The sequence below is a fragment of the Leifsonia shinshuensis genome, from assembly GCF_013410375.1.
GTDB classification, from domain to species: domain Bacteria; phylum Actinomycetota; class Actinomycetes; order Actinomycetales; family Microbacteriaceae; genus Leifsonia; species Leifsonia shinshuensis.
In genome coordinates this window covers 1,429,759-1,444,615 of the sequence record NZ_JACCFL010000001.1, presented here as the reverse complement: position 1 = coordinate 1,444,615, position 14,857 = coordinate 1,429,759, and the positions used below count along the sequence as shown (strand labels likewise).

Annotated in this window: 14 protein-coding genes; 4 read left to right on the top strand and 10 right to left on the bottom strand. The window is 70.8% G+C overall.

Translation table 11 applies throughout. The features are described 5' to 3' along the window. Window positions 1-125 precede the first annotated feature (125 nt). The 7 genes from HNR13_RS07045 to HNR13_RS07015 all read right to left on the bottom strand — a co-directional run bounded on the left by HNR13_RS07045 (window position 126) and on the right by HNR13_RS07015 (window position 8,004). The gene (locus HNR13_RS07045) at window positions 126-911 is read right to left on the bottom strand and encodes a glucosamine-6-phosphate deaminase (RefSeq protein ID WP_179605090.1); all 786 of its coding nucleotides are present in this window, start codon (window positions 909-911) and stop codon (window positions 126-128) included. Continuing rightward, window positions 904-1,806, bottom strand: coding sequence for an ROK family protein (locus HNR13_RS07040; RefSeq protein ID WP_179605089.1), 903 nt, complete (start codon window positions 1,804-1,806; stop codon window positions 904-906). Before HNR13_RS07040 ends, HNR13_RS07045 begins: the two co-directional genes overlap by 8 nt. Beyond that, complete coding sequence (gene nagZ / locus HNR13_RS07035; RefSeq protein ID WP_179605088.1) at window positions 1,803-3,395, bottom strand: beta-N-acetylhexosaminidase; 1,593 nt, start codon at window positions 3,393-3,395, stop codon at window positions 1,803-1,805. Before nagZ ends, HNR13_RS07040 begins: the two co-directional genes overlap by 4 nt. A gap of 5 nt (window positions 3,396-3,400) precedes the next feature. Then, entirely contained in the window at window positions 3,401-4,300 is a 900-nt protein-coding gene (locus HNR13_RS07030) for a carbohydrate ABC transporter permease (protein ID WP_179605087.1), read from the bottom strand. Beyond that, complete coding sequence (locus HNR13_RS07025) at window positions 4,297-5,253, bottom strand: ABC transporter permease subunit (protein WP_179605086.1); 957 nt, start codon at window positions 5,251-5,253, stop codon at window positions 4,297-4,299. Before HNR13_RS07025 ends, HNR13_RS07030 begins: the two co-directional genes overlap by 4 nt. A gap of 121 nt (window positions 5,254-5,374) precedes the next feature. Further along, on the bottom strand, window positions 5,375-6,724 hold the full coding sequence (locus HNR13_RS07020) for an extracellular solute-binding protein (RefSeq protein ID WP_179605085.1): 1,350 nt from the start codon (window positions 6,722-6,724) through the stop codon (window positions 5,375-5,377). Window positions 6,725-6,822: 98 nt separating this feature from the next. Next, window positions 6,823-8,004, bottom strand: a complete 1,182-nt coding sequence (locus tag HNR13_RS07015; protein ID WP_179605084.1) for an ROK family transcriptional regulator — start codon at window positions 8,002-8,004, stop codon at window positions 6,823-6,825. A 66-nt stretch (window positions 8,005-8,070) separates the two neighbouring features. On the opposite strand from HNR13_RS07015, the gene HNR13_RS07010 reads away from it, so the two are divergent. After that, window positions 8,071-8,859: a glucose 1-dehydrogenase gene (locus HNR13_RS07010; RefSeq protein WP_179605083.1), complete on the top strand. Its 789-nt coding sequence runs from the start codon at window positions 8,071-8,073 to the stop codon at window positions 8,857-8,859. A 9-nt stretch (window positions 8,860-8,868) separates the two neighbouring features. Here the strand turns inward: HNR13_RS07010 and HNR13_RS07005 are convergent, their stop codons facing one another. Then, the gene (locus tag HNR13_RS07005) at window positions 8,869-10,200 is read right to left on the bottom strand and encodes a DUF1254 domain-containing protein (RefSeq protein ID WP_218881186.1); all 1,332 of its coding nucleotides are present in this window, start codon (window positions 10,198-10,200) and stop codon (window positions 8,869-8,871) included. A gap of 177 nt (window positions 10,201-10,377) precedes the next feature. Next, window positions 10,378-11,592: an NADP-dependent isocitrate dehydrogenase gene (locus HNR13_RS07000; protein ID WP_179605082.1), complete on the bottom strand. Its 1,215-nt coding sequence runs from the start codon at window positions 11,590-11,592 to the stop codon at window positions 10,378-10,380. 147 nt (window positions 11,593-11,739) lie between these two features. Here HNR13_RS07000 and HNR13_RS06995 point away from each other — a divergent pair, with 147 nt between their 5' ends. The 3 genes from HNR13_RS06995 (at window position 11,740) to HNR13_RS06985 (ending at window position 13,047) form a co-directional block, all read left to right on the top strand. Next, entirely contained in the window at window positions 11,740-12,192 is a 453-nt protein-coding gene (locus HNR13_RS06995) for a GNAT family N-acetyltransferase (RefSeq protein WP_179605081.1), read from the top strand. Next, the gene (locus tag HNR13_RS06990) at window positions 12,176-12,529 is read left to right on the top strand and encodes an MGMT family protein (protein ID WP_179605080.1); all 354 of its coding nucleotides are present in this window, start codon (window positions 12,176-12,178) and stop codon (window positions 12,527-12,529) included. The genes HNR13_RS06995 and HNR13_RS06990 overlap by 17 nt, the downstream gene beginning before the upstream one ends. Window positions 12,530-12,615: 86 nt before the next feature. Then, entirely contained in the window at window positions 12,616-13,047 is a 432-nt protein-coding gene (locus tag HNR13_RS06985) for a hypothetical protein (RefSeq protein ID WP_179605079.1), read from the top strand. A gap of 19 nt (window positions 13,048-13,066) precedes the next feature. Here HNR13_RS06985 and HNR13_RS06980 read toward each other — a convergent pair whose 3' ends face one another. Next, window positions 13,067-14,857, bottom strand: a complete 1,791-nt coding sequence (locus HNR13_RS06980; RefSeq protein WP_179605078.1) for a sensor histidine kinase — start codon at window positions 14,855-14,857, stop codon at window positions 13,067-13,069.

The window sequence follows — 14,857 nt, the reverse complement described above, 5'->3', positions numbered from 1 at the left end:
CCGATCTCCTCCGTTACCTGCCATTCCCGGGCGTGTCGGACCAGAACTCCTCCGTTGCCCACGCGCTCCGCGACAGGGACAGCGGTGGGGAGGGCGGGAGGCCGGGGAAGACAGGCGGGAGGCGGCTACAGCTTCTGCCAGGCCGGCTTGTGCGCGTAGGCGTAGCGGTAGTAGTCGATGTTGCGCAGCTTGGAGGCTGCGGCCTCGTCCACCAGCACGGTGACGTGCGGGTGCAGCTGGATGGCGGAGCCCGGGTTGGAGGCCGACACCGGCCCCTCCACCGCGCCCGCCAGCGCCTCCGCCTTGCCTTCGCCGAACGCCAGAAGCAGCAGGTGCCGCGCCCGCAGGATGGTCGAGAGCCCCTGGGTGATGCAGTGCATCGGCACGTCGTCCTCGCTGGCGAAGAAGCGCGCGTTGTCCTTGCGGGTCTGCTCGGTCAGCGTCTTGACCCGGGTGACCGACGCGAAGGACGACCCCGGCTCGTTGAAGCCGATGTGGCCGTCGGTGCCGATGCCCAGGAGCTGCACGTCGACCCCACCGGACTCCGCGATCGCCTTCTCGTAGTCCGCGCCCGCGTGCTCGATCGTCGCGATCGCGCCGTTCGGCACGTGGATGAGCGACGGGGTCAGGCCGAGCGGCTCCACCACCTCGCGGGTGATGACCGCACGGTAGGACTCCGGGTGCCCCGCGGGCAGGCCCACGTACTCGTCGAGCGCATAGCCGCGCACGTGCGAGACGTCCGTCCCGGCCGCCGCGACCCGCCGGGCCAGCGCCCGGTACACCGGCAGCGGGGTGGACCCGGTCGCCAGTCCGAGCACGGCGTCCGGTTTCGCGGCGATCAGCGCCTGGATCGACTCCGCCGCGAGCTCGCCCGCCGCCTCCTTGTCTGCGACGACGACGACTTCAGCCATCTGCTCCTCCTACGAGCGCCGCTCCGAGCGCGGCAACGGGTGTACCTTCCGGGACGAGGCGCACCCGCCGGGACAGCGCGACCGAAGCGAGGAAGGGGGACGTCGCCGCCCATCCGTCGAGCACCTCGTGGACTTCGCAGAGCAGCCGGTCCCCGAGATGACTCAGGCCGCCGCCGATCACCACGGTGTCGACGTCGACGGTCAGCACGAGGACCCGCACCGCTGCGGCGATGCCTTCCGCAAGCCTAGCCGTGATCGCCCTCGCCTCGCGGTCGCCGTCCGCCGCCGCGGCGAAGAGCGCGCGGGCGGGGAGCGGGTCGTCGGTGCGCCACTGCCGCGCGATGCCCGAGCCGCTGGCCACGGTCTCCAGGCAGCCGCGCTGCCCGCAGCCGCAGAGCGCGCCCGCCGGGTCGACCGGGAGGTGCCCGATCTCGCCCGCGATGCCCGTCGCCCCGCGCCAGAGCCGGCCGTCCACGACGATTCCGGCGGCCATCCCGGTGCCGAGGTTCAGGTACGCCATCGTGCCGCCGAGGCCGAGGACGTGGAAGGCGCCGAGCGCTGCGGCCTTCACGTCGTTCTCGATGCGCACGCCGACGCCGAGCCGGCCGGCGAGCTCGCCGCCGAGCGCGAGGCGCTCGACGCCCAGGTTGACCGCGTGCGCCACCTGTCCGGACGCGCTGTCCACCATGCCGGGGATGCCGATGCCGATGGAGGAGAAGCCGCCGGCCGGGAGGCCGGTCAGCTCGCCGATCCGGGCGACGGCGGTGACCGCTGTCTCCACGACCGCGGCGTGGCCGAAGCCGGTCACCAGGCGGACACGCTGCGCGAGACCGCCCACCTCGTCGACCGCGACGGCGTCGGTCTTGGTGCCGCCGATGTCGATGCCGAGCCTCACGGGGTGCGCCCCGCTCCGAGGCCGTCCGCCGCCGGCTCGCCGTCGAGCAGCTCGATCAGCGCGCGGCCGACCAGGCGCGAGGCGCCGAACGTGGCGATGTCCGCGTACCGGCGGTCGTCGCTGGGCCAGCCCATGTCGACCACGAGGACGCTGTCGCGCTCGGCGCGCAGCCGGTCGATGGCGGCGCGAGCGAAGGCGTGCCGGTGGTTGTCCTTGCCGACGACGAGCACCGGGGACTGCGCGGCGAGCACCAGGTCGGGGTGGTCCCCCTCGGTGAACACGACCAGCGGGTTGGCGGCGAAGGCCGACGGGGTGTCCTCCCCGGCCGCCACCTCGGCGAACGGACCCCACGGGGCCTCGCCGATCGCGATGTTCGCGACCGTGTCCACCCGCACGACCGAGTACCGGCCGTGGTGGGCGCGCAGCCAGTCCCGCGCGTGCGCGGAGATGTCGAAGGCCTCCAGCGCGCGGCGCACGTCCGCCGGGCGCAGGTCGCCCGCGCCGGACGGCTCGGACCGGTCGGACGGCTCGGACCGGTCGGCACGCTCCGGCGCAGCGTCGTGCGCCGACGCGTCGGCCCGGACGGCCGCGGCCAGCGCGAGCACGCGGCCGGCGGCCTCCTCGATCCGGGAGACGGCGACCCGCCCCTCCGCGACCGCGGCGACGACGGCGTCCTCGATCTGCGCGAGCTGCGCGTCGGTGTTCTCGGTGCCGATGCAGAGCAGGTCGCAGCCCGCGGCGAGCGCCAGCACCGCCGCCTCCGGGATGCCGCGCTCCCCGCTCGCGCCGTGCATGTCGAGCGCGTCGGTGACGACGACGCCGCCGAAGCCGAGCTCGCCGCGCAGCAGTCCCTCCACGATCGTGCGGCTGAAGGTCGCGGGGAGGTCGGCGTCGAGGTGCGGCAGGAGGATGTGCGAGGTCATCACCGTGCGGGCGCCCGCGGCGATGACCGCGCGGAACGGCTCGAGCTCGCGCTCGCGCAGCTCCTCCAGGGTCAGGTCGACGACGGGGAGCTCGAGGTGCGAGTCCGCGGCCGTGTCGCCGTGCCCGGGGAAGTGCTTCGCGCAGACGGCGACGCCGGCGGACTGGAGGCCGCGCGTCCAGGCGGCGCCCTGCTCGGCCACGACGGCCGGCAGCGACCCGAAGCTGCGCACCCCGATCACCGGGTTGTCCGCGTTGGAGTTGATGTCGACGTCGGGCGCGAAGTCGAGGTTCACGCCGGCCGCGTGCAGCTCCTCGCCGACCCGGCGCGCGACGCTCTCGGTGTAGTCGTCGTCGCCGAGGCGGCCGAGCACGGCGTTGCCGGGGAACGGCGACCCGGTCTCGTAGTAGAGCCGGGTGACGTCGCCGCCCTCCTCGTCGATCGCGACGATCGCGTCCGGGTTGGCGGCGTAGATCGCGTCCGTGAGCTCGCGCAGCTGCGCGACGGACTCCACGTTCTGGCCGAACACGCACACCCCGCCGAGGCCGTTGCGCAGCCGCTCCTCCAGCCACGCGGGCAGCGTGGTCCCCACGAACCCGGGGAGGAGGGTCGCTGCGATGCTGCGGCGGAGGGCGGTGTCGGTCGCGCTGGGCTGAGTGACCGACATCCCGCTCACCCCTTGACCGCCCCGCTGACCAGCCCGCTGGTCATGCGGCCCTGGACGATGAGGAAGAAGATGATGACCGGCACGGCCACGAGCGTGGAGGCCGCCATCACCTGACCCCAGTCCGTCGCGCGCGAGGCGGACTGCTGGATGAAGCCGCGCAGCCACAGCGGGAGCGTCTGGCTGCTGTTCTCCTGGAGGATCACCAGCGCGACGGTGAACTCGTTCCAGGCCTGCAGGAACGCGTAGACGCCCGAGGCGATGAGGCCCGGAGCGAGCAGCGGGAAGGTGATCCGCAGGAACGCCTGCGTGCGGCTCAGGCCGTCCACCATCGCCGCCTCCTCGAGATCGGCGGGGATGCCGGCGACGAAGCCGCGCAGCATCCAGATCGTGAACGGCACGACCGCCGCGATGTAGATGATGCTGACGCCGACCACGGTGTTGAGCAGGCCGAGCGAGCCCATCAGCTTGTACTGCGCGATGAACAGGCCCTCGGCCGGCAGCATCTGGATGAGCAGCACGGCGAGCACGAACGACGTGCGGCCGCGGAACTTGAACCGGCTGATGGCGAGCGCCGCGAGGAACGCGAACGCCAGGCAGAACACGACGGTCACGATCGCGACGACCACGCTCATCCCGAGCGCCGGGAAGAACGTCCCGCCGTTGATGACGGCCGTGAAGTTGTCGAACGAGCCGCCGAACGGCAGCCAGGTCGGGGTCGAGCTCTGCAGCACCACGTTCGGCAGCAGGGACGAGTTGAGCATCCAGTAGACCGGGAAGACCCAGATCAGCCCGAGCACCACGGCGAGGACGCCGAGGAGGATGCGGCCGGGGCGGACCTTCTGCTTCAGCTTGCGGTCGCGGACGTCGGTCGCGGTGCCGGCGGTCCCGTTGGCGACGGCGGTCATGACTGGTCCTCCTTGAGCAGGTGACGGACGTAGAACCAGCTGAGCGCGATGGTCAGGATGAGGACGAACACCGAGACGGCGCTGGCCATCGCGAAGTCGCTCGACCCGACGCCGAGCTGGTAGATGTAGGTGCCGAGCAGGTTGGTCTCGCTGGCGATGGAGCCCTTGTCCTGCAGCAGCTTGATCTGGGTGAACACCCGCAGGTCCCAGATGATCTGCAGGAGCAGCACGATCCCGAGCACGGGCCGGATCATCGGCAGGATGATGTACCGCAGCCGCTGGAAGCCCTTCGCGCCGTCCATCTGGGCGGCCTCCAGCACCTCGGTGGAGACCTGGGTGAGCCCGGCGTAGACGGAGAACGCGACGAACGGGACGCTCATCCAGGTGACGATCACGCCGGCGACGAAGAAGAACGAGAGCGGGTTCTGCAGCCAGTTGTGGTTCTGGAAGTCCAGGCCCCAGGAGGTGAGGACGTTGTTGATCACGCCGCGGCGCCAGTCGAACAGCCAGTTCCAGACGGTCATGGCGGCGACGACGGGCATGGCCCAGGCCAGGAGGAGCGTGATCTGGAGGAAGATCCGCGGGAAGCGCGAGACGCCCGACATCAGCAGGGCGAGGCCGACGCCGATCACGACGGTGACGGCCGCGGTCGTGAGGCAGAAGACGATGGAGCGGCCGACCACGACCCACATGTAGGAGTCGGAGAACAGCGTGACGTAGTTGTCGAACCAGACGAACGGCGCGGGCTGGCCGAACTGCTGGGCGAGGCCGAAGTGCTGCATCGAGGTGATGAGCTGCCAGACGATCGGATAGCCGAGCGCGAGCAGCAGGATGAGGATGGCCGGCAGCAGCAGGGCGTAGGGCGTGAGCCGTCCCCTGCGCTTTCGCGGTGCGCTGGGGGCTGGTGCGCTCGCGCTCGGCGTCCGGGTGACGGGTCGGCTGGTGGTGGTCACGGCGGTCCTCCTTCCGGGTGTGTAGGGGTGTCGAGAAAAGTCTGAGGGCAGGGACGAGGGCGCGGAAGGGGTGGTGCTGCTTCCGCGCCCTCGCCTGCGGGTTGGTGCTAGGTGGAGCCGATCAGCCGTTCTTCACGTTGAGAAGGGCGTTGATCTTGGTGTCGTACTGCTGGGCGAGGCCCTTCAGGTCGGACGAGTCGCGGATCTTGGAGAAGAACTCCTCCATCACGTTGGCCGCCTCGACCGAAGCCCAGCCCGGCGCGGCCGGGGTCAGCTTGGAGTTGGAGGCCGACTCGATCAGCGCCTTCGCGAACTGGTCGTCGCCGAGCGAGGACATGTAGTCCGAGTTCGCCGGGCCCAGGCCGTTCTTGCCGAGCATCTCCTGGTACTGCTTGCTGAAGATGATCTTCAGCAGCGTCTTGGACAGGCCCGGGTTCTTGGACTTGGCCGAGATGCCGATGTTGGAGCCGCCGGCGAAGACCGGAGCCGGCTTGCCGTCGTTGCCCGGCAGCACGTAGGTGCCGAAGGTGTTGTCGTTCCAGGTGCGGACGGCCTTGCCGTCCTTGGTGGACAGGTCGCCGATCGACCAGTGCGCCCAGCCCGGAGCCATGATGGTAGCGGCGGCCAGCGAGGTGTCACCGGTCTTGTTGCCGTTGGCGTCCACCGTCTGGTCGGTGTCGTTCAGGTAGATGTACTGGTTCGAGTCCTTGGCGTCGTTCGGGGCCTTGGACGCGTTCTTGTAGATGTCCTGCAGCTGCTGGAGGCCCTTCAGCGCGCCGGGCTGGTCCAGCGTGGCGACCCACTTGGAGCCTTCCTTCTTGGCGATGTCACCGCCGTTCGCGAAGATCCAGGAGATGCCGTCGCGCCAGTCCTGACCGCCGAGGAAGAAGCCGGAGAAGTTCGGGATCCCCTTCGGGTTCTTCGCCGTGATGTCGGCGACGGTGCTGTTGAACTGGTCGAGCGTGGTCGGCACCGTGGCGCCTGCCGCGCTGTAGACGTCCTTGCGGTAGAACATGTAGCGCGAGCCGAAGTAGTACGGCAGCGTGTAGTTCTTGCCGTCGACCTTGCCCGCCTCGACGAAGGACGGGAGCAGCTTGTCGCCGCCGAGGTCCTTGTACATGTCGGAGATGTCGAGGAAGGCGCCCACGTTGGTGAAGGTCGGCGACTGGGTGTTGCCCATCTCCGTCACGTCCGGCGTGTTGTTCGCGTCCGGCAGCGACGTGGTGAGCTTGGTGACGATGTCTCCCCAGTCCTGCTGCTCGATCTTGAGCGTGGCGCCGGTCTCCTTGTTGAACTCGGTCTTCAGGTAGTTGCGCAGCGCGTCAGGGGTGTCGGAGCCGACGAGCCACAGGGTGACCGTCTTGCCCTTCCCATCGGTGCTCGGAGCCTGGGCTCCGCCAGAGGCGCATCCGGCGAGCACGAGAGCGGAAGCCGTAGCCACAGCGGCGAGGCCGACGAGCTTTCTCTTCATTGCTGTTCCCTTCATTCTGTTCGGGCTTTCTTCTGTGGTCAGTGTGTGCGGTCGCATCACACCGTCGGTGCAGGGGTCGTGGATCGCACGGTGCTGTGTTACGAGACCCCGAGTTGTCCGGAGAGGACGAGTACGGCCGCGCCGCGCAGGACGATGTCCTGCCCCTGCGTGGTCATCCGGACCGCGAGGTCGGCGTGGTTCTCCGCCATCGTCCGGTTCCGGAGCGTGTGGATGGTCGCCTCGGCGAGGGGGCCATCGAGCAGATCGGTCGGGCCGCTCAGGACGAGCTCCGACAGGTTGAGCGCGCCGACGACCGGCGCGAGCGCGATGCCGAGCCGCTGCCCGGCCTCGCGGAGGATGGGCGTGGGGTCGGTCTGCGCCGCCTCCGCGTCCCGGAGGCCGCGACGCAGCTGTGGGACGCTGAGCCAGTGCTCCAGCACCTGGTCGCGGCTGTACGTGGCGTCGAGGCCGAGGTCGGTGCCGACCATCACCTGGCCGATCTCGCCCGCGGCGAAGTGGCTGCCGTAGACGAGCGCGCCCGCGATGATGAGGCCGGCGCCGATGCCGTGCCCGACCCGGATGAGCATCATGTCGCCCGTCGCTCCGCCGTAGCTGTGCTCGGCGAGCACGGCGGCGTTGGCGTCGTTGGCGACGACGACCGGCAGGCCGGTGAGCGCGTGGAGGTCGTCCTGCAGCCGCACGTCGCTCCAGCCGAGGTTCGGCGCGGTGAGCACGGTGCCGGTCAGGTCGACCACGCCGGGCGAGCCGACGCCGATCCCGAGGATCGGAGCGGTGGCCGCGTCGACCAGCTGCCGGACGAGCGCCCTGACCTTGGCGACGGCGGCCTCGCCGGTCGCCGGCTCGCCGTCGCCGTCCTCGAGCGGGACCTCGGCCGAGGCGAGCAGCGCGCCGTCGAGGTCCATGACCGCGCCGCGGAAGCGGTCGTGGTCGCTGAGGTCGACGCCGACGATCTGGTGGGCCGTGCGGTTGATGTCGAGGAGGACGGCGGGCTTGCCCGGCCGTGCGGCCTCCCGCTGGCCGAGCTCCACCACGAGGCCCTCCGCGAGGAGCTCCGCGACGAGGTCGGAGACGGTGACGCGGGTCAGGCCGGTCTCCCTGGCCAGGTCGGCCCTGCTGCGCTCCCCCGACCGGTAGAGGGTCTGCAGCACGAGCGAGCGGTTGTGGCTGCGCGCGTGCTCGGGGAGCACCTTGGAACGCGGGCGCAGCGCCCTGCCGGGGCCGAGGCCCCCTGCGCTGCCGAGCACGTCCGTTGTGGTCATGTTTGTTAGTAAAGCTTACGAACAAATGAAATGCAAGCCATGAGACGAAGTCGTTACACTCCGAGCGTGAACACCCCATCCCCCGCCCCCGCCCGGACCCCGTTCGCCCTCACCGGCTCCCGCGCGCTCGTGACCGCCGCCAGCCGCGGTCTCGGCCGGGAGATCGCCCTCGAGCTCGCCGGCCAGGGCGCCGACGTCGTTTTGGGCGTGCGCGACCCCGAGGAATCGGCCGGGCTGGTCGAGGAGCTGTCCTCGTTCGGCGTCACGGCACGGGCCATCCGGATGGACGTGCTCGACCTCGCCGGCTGCCGCGCCGCCATCGACGCGGTCGGCTCCGAGCTCGGCCCGATCGACATCCTGGTGAACAACGCCGGCGGCGGCGTCGACGCGCCCGCCCTGGAGGTGACCGAGGACGACTTCGACCATGTCTGGCGGCTCAACACCCGCTCGACGTTCTTCCTGTCGCAGCACGTCGCGAAGAGCATGTTGGCGAACGGGGGCGGCGCGATCGTCAACGTGGCCTCCCAGGCCGGGCTGATCGCGCTGCCCGGCGAGGCGTCCTACTGCGCCGCGAAGGCGGCCGTCGTGCACCTCACCCGCTGCCTGGCCGTGGAGTGGGGACAGTACGGCATCCGCGTCAACGCGGTCGCGCCGACCTTCATCGAGACGGACGGCACGGCGAAGGCCCTGTCGGACGACGCCTTCCGCGCCGACACGATCGAGCGCATCGCGGCCCTGCACCGGATCGGCGTGCCGGCGGAGGTCTCCGGGGCCGTGGCGTTCCTGGCCTCGCCCGCGGCCTCCCTGATCACCGGGCAGACGCTGGCGATCGACGGCGGCTGGACCGCGCGCTGACGCCGCCGATCAGCCGCGTTCGGCGATCGGCGGCGGGTTCCACCTCCCGTCGAGCGCCTCGGGCCGCGGGGAGTACAGCCGCATGATGATCCGCAGCGGCCCGGCCGGGGCCGGGAGCCAGTTCGCCGTCCGGGCGCCGCCCGGATCCGTCGGGCCGTAGTAGAGGTCGAGCGACCCGTCGTCGCCGTAGTGCAGGAGGTCCCGGTCGCCGAGCGCGAAGCGGTCGAGCGGGTTGGGCGCCTGGAAGCTGTCGTGGTCGTACATCGTCACCGACCAGAACGCGTCGACCGGTGGGAGCAGGCCGGGCTCGAAGTGCTGCACGTAGTCCCGCTCCCCCACGATCGGCCGGCCGGCGGCGTCGGCGACGGCGAGCGGATAGACCGCGTCCTCCGGCTGGTTGGCGCCGAGACCGACCACCGCGACCGCGGCGCGCTTGAGGTAGAAGTCGCCGTAGACGCCCATGCTGTCGGTGTTCATCGCCCAGCCGTTGGTGATGCGCGCCATGGTGGCGATGGCGCGGTCGTGCCGCTGCCTGGCGTCCTGCGCGCCGCGCTCCAGGGCGGCGAGCTGGTCGTCGTCGAACGCGCTCGCGTCGAAGTCCGCGCCGCGGACGATCCCCAGCGCCTCCAGCCGGGCCAGGACGCTGAAGTCCGTCGCCTGCGGTGCATGCACAGCGAGCAGCCGGGCGGCGTACCCGAAGTAGTCCGCGGCGCTCAGCCCGTTGACGATCGCGAGCGGCTCGCCGGTCAGATCGAGACCCTCCGGGGCCAGCGACTCCGGCAGCGCCGTCGACGGCGCCTCGCCGTCCAGCCCGCTGAGCCGGAGTCCGTCCTGGAACTGGCGGACCGACGCGTAATCCGCCGGGCCATTGGTCTGCACCCGGCCGATCAGCCAGACGTGCGGGGTCGGCGCGTCGATCCGCCGCGCACCCTCCGGCGCCTCCCCGTCCCACCCGGGCGGTGCGATCAGGAACCGGCCGGCCGCGGTCCCCGTCGTGCGCTTGCCCGGCACAGCGAACGCGTTCGTCCACATGTCCAGGAGCGGGAGCAGGTAGTAGCGGCCTGCGCTGTCCGGCACCTCGAGGAGGATCGGGCCGCCGGAGAGGTCGAGCCACGCCGACGAGTAGAGCGTGTCGAAGTTCGGCGCGACGACGGCGCGGAAGCCGGCGTCGGGGAAGGCCCGCGCGTGCGCGAGGGTGTTGGTAGGGCCGCGGCCGATGGAGGCGGAGTCGCCCGGCCGCGTGAAGACGCTCCGCGTCACGTCCATCGTCACCAGCGGATAGAAGTACGTGTACGCCTCGGCCGCGCGTGCGGCGACCTCGTCCGGGCTCAGTGCGATCACGGCATCCCCTCGGCTCCCCGATGCGCGACCGCTCGGCGCGGCCGCGTCTGCGCCGCAGCATAGGGTGCCGGTCGCGAACGCGGCTAGGCCCGAGCGAGGCCTCAACGCACTCGCGCCGGATGCCGTCCCCCTGCGGTGCAGGAGGCGGCATCCGGCGCGAGGGCGGATGCGGGAGGCTCAGGCCAGGCGCGTCTTGAGGTTCTCGCTGATCGCGTCGAGGAACTCCTCGGTGGTCAGGAACTTCTGCTCCGGGCCGACCAGGAGGGCGAGGTCCTTGGTCATCTTGCCCTCCTCGACCGTCTTCACCACGACGTCCTCGAGGGTGTGGGTGAAGTCGATGAGGTCCTGGTTGCCGTCGAGCTTGCCGCGGTGCGCGAGACCGCGCGTCCAGGCGAAGATCGAGGCGATCGGGTTGGTGGAGGTCGGCTTGCCCTGCTGGTACTGGCGGTAGTGGCGGGTCACCGTGCCGTGCGCGGCCTCCGCCTCGACGACCGAGCCGTCCGGGGTGGTCAGCACGGAGGTCATCAGGCCGAGCGAGCCGAAGCCCTGCGCGACGGTGTCGGACTGCACGTCGCCGTCGTAGTTCTTGCAGGCCCAGACGTAGCCGCCCTCCCACTTGAGGCTGGAGGCGACCATGTCGTCGATCAGACGGTGCTCGTAGGTGAGGCCGGCCGCGTCGAACTTCTCCTTGTACTCGGTGTCGAAGACCTCCTGGAAGAGGTCCTTGAACCGGCCGTCGTAGGCCTTGAGAATCGTGTTCTTGGTCGACAGGTAGACCGGGTACTGACGGTCGAGGCCGTAGTTGAACGAGGCGCGGGCGAAGTCGCGGATGGACGCGTCCTGGTTGTACATGCCCATCGCGACGCCGGCGCCCGGCGCCTGGTAGATCTCGAAGGACTGCGCCTCGCCGCCGTCGGCCGGCTGGAAGCTCATGGTCAGCGTGCCGGGGCCGTCGAAGGTGAAGTCGGTGGCGCGGTACTGGTCGCCGAAGGCGTGACGGCCGATGACGATCGGCTTGTTCCAGCCCGGGACCAGCCGCGGGATGTTGGAGATGATGATCGGCTCGCGGAAGACGACGCCGCCGAGGATGTTGCGGATCGTGCCGTTCGGGCTCTTCCACATCTTCTTGAGGCCGAACTCCTCGACGCGGGCCTCGTCCGGGGTGATGGTGGCGCACTTGACGCCGACGCCGTGCTTCTGGATGGCGTGGGCCGCGTCGATCGTGATCTGGTCGTCGGTCTCGTCGCGCTTCTGGATGCCGAGGTCGTAGTACTCGAGGTTCACGTCGAGGTACGGGTGGATGAGCGAGTCCTTGATCGCCTTCCAGATGATGCGCGTCATCTCGTCGCCGTCGAGCTCGACGACCGTTCCATCAACCTTGATCTTGTCCACTGGTTCTCCTGAGGTCTGTGCCGTTTTTCAGCCGGAGACAGCTTACCCGAGTCCGGCAACTATCTTGACATCGAGACAGTTTTGCCAGCGCACGGTCAGGCCTCCCGCTGACTATGCGCGGGTGGAATCGCACGTTACCCTTTCGTTATGGCTGAACTGAGACTGGAAGAGCTGAGCGCGCGGACCGTCGTGGCGGCGAACGCGCTGACACTGAAGCCCGGTCAGGAGCAGTTCATCGCTCCGGTGTCGTACTCGGCCGCGGCCGCTGTGGCCGACCCCTCGACCTCCTGGCAGCGCGTCGTGCTCGACGGCGACGACGTCGTGGGCTTCATCATGGGCGACTTCAACCCGCACGCCGAGCACGACGAGTTCAAGGCGATCCTCTGGCGCATCAACGTCGACGCCGACGACCAGGGCCGCGGCATCGGCACCTTCGCGGTGCGCGCGCTGGCCGACGAGGCACGCGCGCGCGGTGTCGAGCGGCTCTACGTGATCTGGGAGTCCGGCGAGCTCGGGCCCGAGCAGTTCTTCCTGCGCACCGGGTTCCAGCCGGTCGGAGAGACGCAGTACGGCGAGACGATCGGTGCCCTCGAGCTCTGAGCCGGCGGCCGGTCGCGCCGGCGAGCCGGCGACCGGGGAGGACTTCGCCTCGCGCGTGCTCGCGGTCGTGGACAGCATCCCGCCCGGCCGGGTGATGACCTACGGCGACGTCGCCGCGGCCCTCGGCTCCCGCGCCGCCCGCATGGTCGGCCAGGTGATGGCGTACTACGGCGGCGACGTGCCGTGGTGGCGCGTCGTCCGAGCGAGCGGGCATCCGCCGGTGGACCACGAGCACCTCGCGCTGCAGCACTACCGCGCCGAGGGGACGCCCCTGCTGGGCGGCGGAACCTCCCCGTACCGGGTGGATCTGCGGGCCGCGAGACACGACGCCGGCTGAGATCATCCTCCCGATCGATGCCGGTGCTCAGGTTCATGATGTTGACTGGACTGGTCTGTCCATGCAAACCCGCCCCAGGAGCGTCCGTGCCCCGTACCCGTCGACTCGGCTTCGCCGTCGCCGCCATCCCTCTCGTCGCCGCCCTCTCCGGGTGCTCGGTCGTGGCCGCGTTCAGCCCGCACGTCGATCCGGCGATCTACGACACGGCCAAGGACTTCAACGCGGCGAACACGAAGAACATCGGCTCGCCGACCTTCGTCCCCGACGACGCGACCGTGATCCGGGTGGACTACGACACCCAGTCCGGCGAGGCGATCATGACGTACGCGTCGCCCACGCTGCTCAAGAAGGACTCCTGCACCGTCGTGAAGACCCCGGCGGCCAAGCCGACGATCCAGGACAGCTGGTGGCCGATCTCCGGCATCCCCACCGACGCGTCCTACTCGTGCCCCGGCGGCTGGAGCGCGTTCCACATCGGCACGCAGCTCTACGCGGTGCGCCCGGCCACCCAGAAGTAGCGCCGGAGCCGTCCGCGGTTCAGGCCTCCGGCCGGGCCGCCTCCACCGTCTGAGCGGGCAGCACCAGCTCGACGATCGTGCCGAGGCCTGCCACGGAGCGCACCTCGACGTGGCCGCCGACGGTTTCCACCCGGTCCCGCAGCCCCTCCAGGCCCCCGCCCGGCTCGATGCGCGCTCCCCCGCGGCCGTCGTCCTTCACCACGACGGTGACGTCGGCGTCGGTGCGGGTGACGAGCACCGCGCAGTTGCGCGCCCCGGCATGCTTGGCGGCGTTCGCCAGGCACTCCGAGACGCAGTAGTAGATCGTCTCCTCGACGACGTTCGGCAGGCGCTCCTGGAACCCGACCTGCACCTCGACCGGCGTGGCGCTGCGCTGCGCGAGCTCCTCCAGCGCTGAGCGGAGGTCGCCGTCGGTGAGCACCGTCGGGTGGATGCCGCGGGCGAGCTCGCGCAGCTCGCGCAGCGCGTCCGCGAGCTGCGCCGACGCCTTCTCCAGATCCCCGACCAGCTCCGTCTCCCCGGCGGACGCGGCCTTCGTCGTGGCGATCCGGAGGCCGATCGCCAGGGAGACCAGCTGCTGCTGCGACCCGTCGTGCAGGTCGCGCTCCAGGCGGCGCCGCGCCAGGTACCCTTCCTCGACGATGCGGAGGCGCGACTCGCGCAGCTCCTGGATGGTCTGTTCGAGCCGCCCGCGCAGCCGGTCGTTGTCGACGGAGAGCAGCAGCGCGGAGGACACGGCGTCGAGCAGGCGGTCGTCCTGGCCGAGCGCCACATCGTGCTCGATGAGGGCGATCGGCCCCTGATCGGAGTCGATCGTCAGGGTGGACCGCCCTGGACGCCCGGCCGGGTCGCCGTCCGGCACCGGCTCCCCGTCGCTCGTCTGGTACACGCGTCGGTGCTCGTCCCACCAGAAGACCCGGAGCGAGCTGTCGTGCAGGGTGCGCGCGAGGCTGGACTCCCAGAGCGCCCTGTCCACCTTGTCGCGCGCGACGATGACCAGGTCGGCGACCCGGGAGCGCAGGCCCCTCGCGTAGTAGACGCCGCCGACGAACGCCGGGGGGATGAGCGCGATCGCGACGGGCGGCACGAACTGCAGCCAGCCGCTGTCCCAGCCGAGCGCGAAGCTGATCGAGTCCTGGAACGTGCCGTAGCACCACAGCAGCAGCGCCAGCGGCATCACAAACGACACCCGCCGCGCCGGCAGCGTGCTGGTCACCCAGCGCGCCGCGAGCCGCCCGACGACCGCCAGGAGGAGCACCACGCCGACCACGCGCCAGGCGATCCCGAGCCAGAAGTCGGCGTCCGGGCTCGGCAGGATGGCGTACGGGTTGGCCACGCAGCCGCAGTCCGCCGCCGAGGGCGACGAGAACAGCAGGATGCCGAGGAACCGCACCAGGAACGCGCCGCTCAGCGTGTACGCGACCACCCGGTCGAAGCGCGAGGCCAGGTGGCCGGTGGGGTACGAGAGCACCAAGATGCCCACGAGGACCGCCCACAGGTCGGTGACGCCCTCCACCAGCGGCCACAGCCAGCCGATGTCGCGGGTCAGCGGGTACCAGGCGCCCGCGGCCCAGAAGAAGGCCGCCCCCACCATGAGCCAGCCGGGAGCGGAGCTCCGGACGGCGCGCCAGGCGATCACCGCGCAGACGACGTAGTCCACGGCGACCCCGACGAAGACGATCGCCCAGCCGATCCCCTGCGGGCGTGGCCCGTAGTTCCCGGTGATCGCGGAGAGCACCTGGGCGAGCACGTTGACGGCGATCGTCACCGTGATGGCGGCGGCGCGAAGCCAGAGGCGCCCGGCCCCCAT